Annotated in this window: 3 protein-coding genes; 2 read left to right on the top strand and 1 reads right to left on the bottom strand. The window is 43.7% G+C overall.

Going from position 1 to position 9,900, the window contains the following annotated elements; all coding sequences use genetic code 11:
* On the bottom strand, positions 1-5,766 hold a 5,766-nt coding region (locus tag BUB08_RS19560), incomplete at its 3' end, for a VWA domain-containing protein (protein ID WP_139249809.1).
* Between the two features lie 534 nt (positions 5,767-6,300).
* On the opposite strand from BUB08_RS19560, the gene BUB08_RS19555 reads away from it, so the two are divergent.
* Positions 6,301-8,379: an alpha-L-fucosidase gene (locus BUB08_RS19555; RefSeq protein WP_073003619.1), complete on the top strand. Its 2,079-nt coding sequence runs from the start codon at positions 6,301-6,303 to the stop codon at positions 8,377-8,379.
* Positions 8,380-8,411: 32 nt separating this feature from the next.
* Positions 8,412-9,782, top strand: a complete 1,371-nt coding sequence (locus BUB08_RS19550) for an alpha-L-fucosidase (protein WP_073003618.1) — start codon at positions 8,412-8,414, stop codon at positions 9,780-9,782.
* Positions 9,783-9,900 lie beyond the last annotated feature (118 nt).

Here is a 9,900-nt window from a genome sequence, read left to right as displayed (position 1 = left end):
GCCAAAGCAAACAACCTGGCTGTCCATTACTACAGAACAGGAAAGTTGTCCGGGTTCAGTAATAGTAACTTCGCATGACGTTTTGCAACCGTTGCCGTCAGTGATTGTAACTGAATGTGTTCCGGCGTTGAGTTGAGATGCAGTAGCAGTTGTTTCGTTATTGTCCCAGAGGTATGAGTAAGGTTCAACACCACCGGAGACAGTAACTGTTGCAACTCCGTCGCTTTCCCCAAAAATAGTAACCGGACTATCCTGCTCTGTTGAGCAGAGTAAATCTTCGGGCTGAGTTACATCGATAGAGCCGGAATCTTCGCAGCTGTTTTCGTCAGTCACGCTCCAGGCGTAATCAGTTCCAGCAACTATGTTTTCAAATACTCCTGTAGAGTTTGTAGTTCCGTTGAAAGTGTAAGCGTAGACACCAGTTCCGCCAGTGGCAGAAAGAGTAACAGTAGCCGTTCCATCGAAACATTTAATTTCAGCAGTAACTTCAGCTTTTGCTTCGAGAAGAGTAGGCTGAGTCACATCAATAGAACCGGAATCTTCGCAGTTGTTTGCGTCTTTCACGCTCCAGGCGTAATCAGTTCCAGCAGCTATATTTTCAAATACTCCTGTAGAGTTTGTAGTTCCGTTGAAAGTGTAAGAGTAAGCACCAGTTCCGCCCTGAGCAGAAAGAGTAACAGTAGCCGTTCCATCGAAACATTTGATTTCTGCAGTAACATTTGCTTCTGCTTCGAGAAGAGTAGGCTGAGTCACGTCTATAGAACCAGAATCTTCGCAGCTGTTTTCGTCAGTTACGCTCCAGGCGTAATCAGTTCCAGCAACTATGTTTTCAAATACTCCTGTAGAGTTTGTTGTTCCGTTGAAAGTGTAAGCGTAAACATCAGTTCCGCCAGTGGCAGAAAGAGTAACAGTAGCCGTTTCTCCGAAGCACAGGATTTCAGCGGTAACTTCCGCGTTGGCTTCAAGAAGAGTAGGCTGAGTTACATCGATAGAGCCAGAATCTTCGCAGCTGTTTTCGTCAGTCACGCTCCAGGCGTAATCAGTTCCAGCAGCTATGTTTTCAAATACTCCTGTAGAGTTTGTCGTTTCGTTGAAAGTGAAAACGTAAGCACCAGTTCCGCCAGTAGCAGAAAGAGTGACTGTTGCAGTTCCATCGAAACATTTAATTTCAGCAGTAACTTCAGCTTTTGCTTCGAGAAGAGAAGGCTGAGTCACATCAATAGAACCAGAATCTTCGCAGCTGTTTTCGTCAGTCACGCTCCAAGCGTAATCAGTTCCAGCGGCTATGTTTTCAAATACTCCTGTAGAGTTTGTCGTTTCGTTGAAAGTGAAAACGTAAGCACCAGTTCCGCCAGTAGCAGAAAGAGTGACTGTTGCAGTTCCATCGAAACATTTAATTTCAGCAGTAACATTTGCTTCTGCTTCGAGTGCTGCAGGCTGAGTCACATCAATATAACCGGAATCTTCGCAGCTGTTTTCGTCAGTTACGCTCCAGGCGTAATCAGTTCCAGCGGCTATATTTTCAAATACTCCTGTAGAGTTTGTCGTTCCGTTGAAAGTGTAAGCGTAAGCACCAGTTCCGCCCTGAGCAGAAAGAGTAACAGTAGCAGTTTCTCCGAAGCACAGGATTTCAGCAGTAACTTCCGCGCTGGCAACAAGTTCGTTTGGCTGAGTCACATCAATATTACCTGTAATCGGCTCGCACCCTTCGATTGATTCACTAACACTCCAAGTGTATGTTCCGGCAGCAATACCGGTAAAAGTACCGGTTGTGTTTGAATTTCCGTCTAAAGTATATGTTAAGGGCAGGTTGCCTCCGGTGGCTGTAATTTCGATTGTTGCAGTACCTTCGTTGCAGGCAATTGCGTCGGTTATATTTGCTTCTGCTGATTCCAGCGAACAGCAATTTTCTACGCCAATTGTCAATTGTGTTGTGTTGGTGCAACCGGTTGAAGGATTGGAATATGTATAGCTTACATCGTATGAACCGACACCAACCGTTGATGGAGAGAAAACCCCTTCAGCAGTAACTCCTGTGCCGGAGAAGGTTCCTCCAGCAGGGCTGGCAGTCAATTGTTGGTTTTCGTCTGTGGTGCAATACGATCCGACTGGTTCGATAGACACATTTGGCAACGGATTGACAGTAATAATAATTACTGAAGAATCTTTACATCCGTTTTCATCGGTGTAAACGTATTTTATAAAGTTCTCGCCCGGATTAGCATTTGCCGGGGAAAACAGACCTTCAGCAGAAACTCCGGAGCCTGAGTAAATACCTCCGGCAGGATCTCCGTCCAGTTCCACAGCGCTTGCGTCTTTACAATACGGACCGAAATCGGAGATTGTAACTGTGGGGCCCGGAATTGCAGAAATTGAGGCTGAAAGTGGTGTGAGTATTTCGCAACTTCCTTCCAGAGAAATATCCCTGATGTTTATTGAGTAGTTTCCTGCTGCCAGTTGGTCTATTGTAGCAGAAGTATTGCCGGCTTCAAATGCAATCCATGAGCCGCCATTGAGCGAGTACTCAAATTGAGGATTTGCCGATGATGATTCACCTTCAACAGTAACAGACCCGTTGTCTTCTCCGCAAGTGGTATTTGTTACGTTGGAAATGGATGCTTCCACTCCTTCTACTGTTACATTAAATGAGCACGATTCTGTTGCGGGAGTGCCTTCAGATGGCGTGTAGGTGGCTGTGTAAGTAATGGTTGAATCGTTGATAACAGGGAAGAAACCCGGGGTTGGCCCGGTTACTGTAAATTCGATTCCTCCTTCACAGCCTGCTCCGTCCAAAAGAATTCCGTCAAAATAAATATTGTCGACAAGGCATTTGTTGTTCCCGTTTCCTGAAAATTCGAATTTCAAATAGTAAGGTGCTTTGGGAATACTTCCCGGAATATTTATAGAATATTCATTTGTGAGGCCATCGCCTATAATATGCTCCGTTCCAACATGAGTTACAGTTCCTGTTGTGTCAATCAGATACAACATCCAATCGAAATCTCTTCCCGCAGGAGCATAAACTTCCATATTAATGTCAACAGAAGGATCGATAAAAACCAATGGACTTAAAATGTATGGGTTTCCTCCGTCACCGGTTGATTGCCAAAGGTTGACAACCCCTTCGTTGTTTCCGATTCTTTGTACGTGGTTAAAGTTCCAACATGTCCATTTTACTTCGGGTAATCCAAACCCCATGTAAAAGCTTGAACTTTCTGAGTCTATTCCCAGACAGTTCAAACTGAAGTCAGGTATCGTCCAGTCAAGGTATTTGCCCTGAACTCCGTTTATTATTTCGTCTGCACATTCGGTAATATCTGTTGGACAATCAGTCATTGTAATTACGTCTGAGCTTACGATAACTTCAATGCTGTCTTTTGCCGTGCATGTTCCGTCGCTAATTTCGACAACGTAAAAGCCGTTTTGTGAAGCATCCGCTGCCAAAACAACCGGGCTTTGTTCGTTAGAAGAAAAGCCGTTGGGGCCGGTCCATGTCCAGGAGATAATACCTGCTTCTCCACCGCGTTCATAAAGGAATAAATCACTGCCGGCGCATACCGGAGAATTGCTTTCGACAAGTATGTCGAGGTCGCAACACAGTTTTACGTCTACCTGTATTTCCGATCTTACGGGGCTGATGCATTCTGAAGAGGTTCCTTCTGCTACCCAGTAACTAGTTATTTCTTCTGTATCTGTGGATGGTGTTATACTTGCCTGGGGCGTTCCACCGGTTTCTGATGTGTAAAAATAGAGTTGGTATTCTGCTGAAGTGTGGCCTCCTGCTAATGTTGCGGTAAGCGGAGTTGCTTCGTCTCCAACGCAGTATTCTACATTAGTTACTACAGGAGGAGTACTTAGTTGATATCCAAACCAAACCGTTTTATTTGGTTCGGTGCTGGTCGGAGTAATGTTTTCTGAAGAAAAGTTGCAATTCAACTCAAATGTTTCGCTTCCTGAAATGTACTTGTCGTCAGGTATTACTGTATAAGTTTGGTCTAAGTCCAGTGCAGTGTTTCCATTATATTCGAAGAACATGCTGGTTTCCGGAATTAGCTTCTGAGCCATTTCTCTAGGAACTTCTGTTCCGCTGCTGTTTATTGGGTTGCCGGCTTCGTTAACGCGGTAGTAGAATATTTCGATGGAACCTTTACCGCCACTAACTTTCGGAATGGTAAAATCATCGGGTGTCTCCTGGTGGGCATCGGGATTGTTGTTAACATCCGTGTAGTCCATGTATGTTTTTTCGTTGGCATCGTATAACAATGTGGGATCTGTTCCGTCGGCCAGGTTAATGTAATAATACATTTTATCGCCTGATTCAGATACCGTTCCGATATTCCAAACGATTTTCCATTGAGTGTCGCCCGGGTTGCCCGGCACTTCACCCATATTTTCAAAATTAATACTTCCTTTTGAAACTACTACATCGGCAGAGCTGGGTGCTACTGCCCATGTTGGCGGATTAGCTGATGACTCGAGTATGACGTTTGTGCTCATCGGGTCGGTGAACACAGCGTTTGTTGCGGCATAGGCAATATTCGATGCAATTTCGGAATAAACCTGGTTTAGGTTGCCACTCTCGACAGGGTAGTATCCTTTGTTTTGAGAATTGGTCAATACGTTTTCCGCATCGCCACCAACCTCAACTTCAAATCCAATGGTGTAAACATCTACGCCCTGGTTAATTAATAAACCGGCTTCGTATTGTGCGGGTAGACCGTGGTTTCCGGCTTCAAATCTGAAATTGCGAGTGCCGTTCCCTGGGTTACAACTTTCTTCGTGCGTGTACAATGTTAGTTGAAAATCACCCCCAGTTCCATCTATAACCTGATAGTTGCTGTTGGTAACCGTGAGGTAGTTGTCAGCAAACTCTTCACGGGTGGGAGACCACGTTGCCCAATATTGCAGAGAGCCGAACCAGCCTGTAGTATACCAACAGTTAGCAATTGTCGGCGGAGCGGAAGATACAGTTACTGTCGACTCATAGCTGTAAGTTGGAACCCCATCGGATAATAAAACAACAGCTTTATTGTCGGCAGTACTATAATTGTGTAGATTTTGCCGAGCCACGTAAAAACCGCCCTGAATATTTGTTCCTCCCCCTGCATTTATATTATCAATTGCACTATTTAAATCAGCAACATTGTCGGTAAATTGAATATCCGTTTCAGGAATTCCGGAGCCTGACCAGTCGTTGAAACTTGTAGGAGCCCCTGAGTTAATGGTTACTACTGCAATTCGAATACCGGAGTTCTCGTCTGCAAGCAGGTTGGTTACAAAATTTTTTGCAGCATTTTTCGCTTCTTCCATTTTTGATTCGGAACCGCTCCCCATACTTCCTGAATCGTCAATAACTAAAACAACGTCGGTTGAAGATTGAATGTTTTTCCCTTCTACCAGAATGTTAATTTTCCATTTTCCGTCGGTACCCGTTGCTTCTGCTGTTTTTGCAATGTGTACAGCACCCGGATTTGGCCACTCCAATTCTGAGGAGGTAGTGGTGGCAGATTTCAAAAGAACAGATCCCGATTTCAGCATTTTTAGACTTGGCGCTGAAAATGGGACTGCCGGAGCGTCAATTTCGCCAATGTATACCGGTTCGCCCAACCCGTCCAAATCCTGGAAAACTACTTCCGGTCGAGTGTTAACAGTATCAACATTGGTTTGCGCGAACGCTTGAAAAGCAAATAACACCATGAATAAAATCCCAAACAGTTTGGTTGTCAAAATGGGACTGATCTGTTTAGTGAGTAAAAACTTCTTCATATTCTAACTTCTTAATTGTTAACAAAATTTGTTGTGTAATAAATGGGGTGATTTTCTTGAGCAATACTTGCTCAAGAAAATTATGTCGAAATAACTTTGTGACTGAAGAGTCAGGTTTGGGGCACGCAAGAAGCGAAGCAGACTGCTTTGCTTTTCTGCAGAAAATCCGCTATTATTATCTTTTTCACCAAAAAGCTTTTGGTAAGTTTTCTTTGTCTTTGGTCTTTTATTATTCATTGTTGCGTCCATACAACTTTTTAAATAATGGGTTTTGAAATAAAGAGCAATCAGTATGCCTTTATTCCTTGTGTGCACATTATCAGTGAGATGTATGCATGTTGTATTTTTGTTGCAGTGTCATAATGGGACAAAAAGAGGTTTTTGCATCTGTTTTGGGAATCGCTCTTGTAGAAAATATATAATTACTTATTGGTCAGAATGTTGATTTTTATTGTTGAACGCAGCAGCGGAGCATTGTGATATTTGGTATTTTGAGTACCTTGCCGGTCAAACTGAATCTTAATAAAAACTAAAATGAAACACCCAGTTCTACTTCTTTTAATCTTCGTCTTATTTTCTTGTGAAAAAACACTTCCGCCAGAACCTGTTCTTCCGTTGCCTTCGGAGCGACAACTGGCTTGGCACGAACTTGAGTTTTACGCTTTCGTGCATTTCAATATGAACACTTTTACAAATATGGAGTGGGGGTTTGGAAATGAAAATCCAAAGTTGTTTAACCCGACAGAACTTGATTGCCGCCAGTGGGCGAGGGTGTGTAAAGACGCCGGAATGAAGGGAATTATTCTGACAGCAAAACATCATGATGGATTTTGCTTGTGGCCTTCCGAATATACAGAGCATTCGGTTAAAAATTCAGACTGGAAGAACGGAAAGGGAGATGTGGTGCGCGAGTTGTCCGACGCCTGTCGCGAGTACGGGCTAAAATTTGGCGTCTATCTCTCTCCGTGGGACAGAAATCACTCGGATTACGGGAATCCCGAATATCTGGATTATTTCAGAAATCAGTTGCGCGAATTGTTAACCAATTACGGAGACGTATTTGAGGTGTGGTTTGATGGTGCTAACGGAGGAAGCGGCTGGTATGGTGGTGCCAACGAAGAGCGCCGGATTGACCGGGAAACTTATTACGATTGGGAAAATACCTACAAAATTGTTCGGGAACTTCAGCCGGAAGCATGCCTTTTTAGCGATGCAGGCCCAGACATACGTTGGGTTGGTAACGAGGAAGGATGGGCTATGGAAACAAATTGGGCGCCAATCCGACGTGACGAGTTTTATCCGGGGTCTCCAAATTATGTTGAATTGAGAACCGGGCACGAAGATGGTACTCATTGGGTACCCGCCGAAGTAGATGTTTCTATTCGTCCGGGGTGGTATTATCATGCTTCCGAAGACCACCAGGTAAAAACATTGCCGCACTTGCTGGATATTTATTATAACTCAATTGGACGAAATGCATCGTTGCTGATTAATTTTCCGGTTGATACCCGCGGGCTCATTCACGAAAAAGATGTTGAGCAGGTGATGAAACTGGCGAATGCAATAAAGAATGATTTTGCAAATAACCTGGCGCTCAACAAACGTGTGAGTGCAACAAACATCAGGGGAAATTCACGAAGTTTTAAAGCAGGGAATGCAGTCGACGGAAATCCGGACACTTATTGGACAACCGACGATGGTGTTATTCAATCGTCTTTGGAGATAGATTTTAGGGAACCTGTTGAAATGAATCGTTTTTTAGTGCAGGAAGATATTCGATTGGGTCAGCGGGTAAAACAGTTTAAGTTGGAAGCCCTGGTTGGGAATAACTGGCAAACAATTGCCCGGGAAACAACCATCGGTAGAAAAAGAATACTGCGTTTTCCGAATATTTCTGCGTCAAAGCTTCGTTTATCCATCGAAGATGCCAAGGCTTCGCCGGTGATTTCAACGATTGAAGTTTACAAGGCTCCAAAAGTTTTAGCCGAACCCATTATCAATCGTAATAAGAATGGCATGGTTTCAATAAAAGCTTTTGATAGCGGCTTACATATATATTATACAACTGACGGGGAAAATCCGTCCGAAAACTCATTATTATATAATGAAGCATTTGAATGGAAAAAGAAAGGAATAATTAAAGCCTTGGCAGTGGATGCGGCAACAGGCAGTTTCAGTCCGGTTTCTGTCGCAGAATTTGATGTGGTAAAAGAGAAATGGAAAGTTGTTGGCGAGCTGGCCTCAGCAAAAGGCATCGAGAATATTTTTGACGGAGACGAGAGCTCTGCGTGGAGTATCGAAGCAAACGCTCCTGTTGATGTTGTAATTGATTTAGGGGAATCGCTTGCAATTACCGGATTTAATTACCTGCCCGACCAGGGGCGATGGAATCCCGGCATAATATTTAATTACGAGTTTTTTGTAAGTGAAGATGGGAAAAATTGGGGAGCCCCTGTTTCTTCTGGAGAATTCTCAAACATAAAAAACAGTCCAATCTGGCAGAAAAAGCATTTAGACACGGTGCAAGGCAGGTTCATTCGGTTGCGAGCATTGTCGTCTGCTTTGGAAGAAGGAAGGATTGGTATTGCCGAATTCGGTATTAATACAAATTGAAACTAATTAATATCAAATAAAACAGCATTAAAATGAAAAGAGTATTATTGCCGGCCTTATTAGTTGTATTGATAAGTTATGGCTCCTTTGGTCAGAAAAAAATCTGGAATGAAACAGAAGCGGAAAAAACAGAGCGGCTTCAGTGGTGGACCGATGCCCGATTCGGAATGTTTATCCACTGGGGGCTCTATGCGCAGCCTGCCCGCCACGAGTGGGTGAAAAAGCGCGAGCGCATTTCAGACGAGGATTATCAGAAGTATTTCGAGCTGTTTAATCCAGATTTGTTTAATCCCACTGAATGGGCAAAAAAGGCCAAGGCAGCCGGAATGAAATATGCTGTTATTACCAGCAAGCACCACGAGGGGTTTTGTATGTTCGAATCGGATTATACCGATTATGATATTATAAATACACCCTACGGAAAAGATATATTAAAGGAATGGGTCGATGCTTTCAGGGCAGAAGGACTGGGAATAGGTTTTTACTATTCACTTATCGATTGGCACCACCCTGATTATACAATAGACAGAGTACATCCGCAAAGTGCGCAAACGAAGGAGGAGTACGATAAGCTTAATCAAGATCGCGATATGGGCGTTTATCGGGAGTACTTGAAAAATCAGGTTCGTGAAATCCTTACTAAATATGGGAAGATTGATATTCTTTGGCTCGATTATTCCTTCCCGGGTGAATTTGGGAAAGGTCACGAAGATTGGGGATCTGTTGAACTGTTAAAAATGGTACGTGAGCTTCAGCCCGGGATAATAGTTAATGATCGTGCAGATTTAAAAGATTATTGGGGAGGATGGGATTTTACCACGCCCGAGCAATTTAAGGTACAAAGCTGGCCAGAGGTTGACGGGAAAAAGATTCCATGGGAAACCTGCCAAACCTTTTCCGGCTCCTGGGGGTATTATCGTGATGAATATACGTGGAAAGACCAGAAGCAATTGCTGGTGCTGCTTATTGAGTCAGTAAGCAAAGGTGGCAACCTGCTGTTGAATGTAGGACCTACGGCAAGGGGTACGTTCGATTATCGAGCCGACAAGGCCTTGGCCGAGATGGGAGAGTGGATGAAGTTCAATGGCCGTTCCATATACGGATGCACTCAGGCGCCCGAAGAGTTTGTCGTACCCGAACACTCCATATTAACTTATAACCCGGAAACAAATCGGTTGTACATCCACCTACTCGATTACCCGCTTACCAATTTCAGGTTGCCGGGCTATGAGGGGAAAGTAAAGTACGCCCAGTTTCTTCACGATGCATCAGAGATTGCGATAACTGCGCCATACGGTCATCATATGCAGGGGAGCGTAGCCTCGGAGCATGATCTTAATTTGAGATTGCCTGTAAATAAGCCCAATATGGAAATTCCGGTTATCGAATTATTCTTGGACTAGTTCCTGTTGTTGTTGAAAAAGGCGTTGCGTAGGGACTTTTGATAAATCTGCAGGGGGTGAGTTAACATTGGAGTAACATTTGTTTATATGTGATTTACAAGTGTTTGCGAAAAATGTT

This window comes from Mariniphaga anaerophila, assembly GCF_900129025.1.
In the GTDB taxonomy this organism is placed as follows: domain Bacteria; phylum Bacteroidota; class Bacteroidia; order Bacteroidales; family Prolixibacteraceae; genus Mariniphaga; species Mariniphaga anaerophila.
The sequence above is the reverse complement of the archived record's forward strand: the minus strand, read 5'-3'. Positions and strand labels throughout refer to the sequence as shown.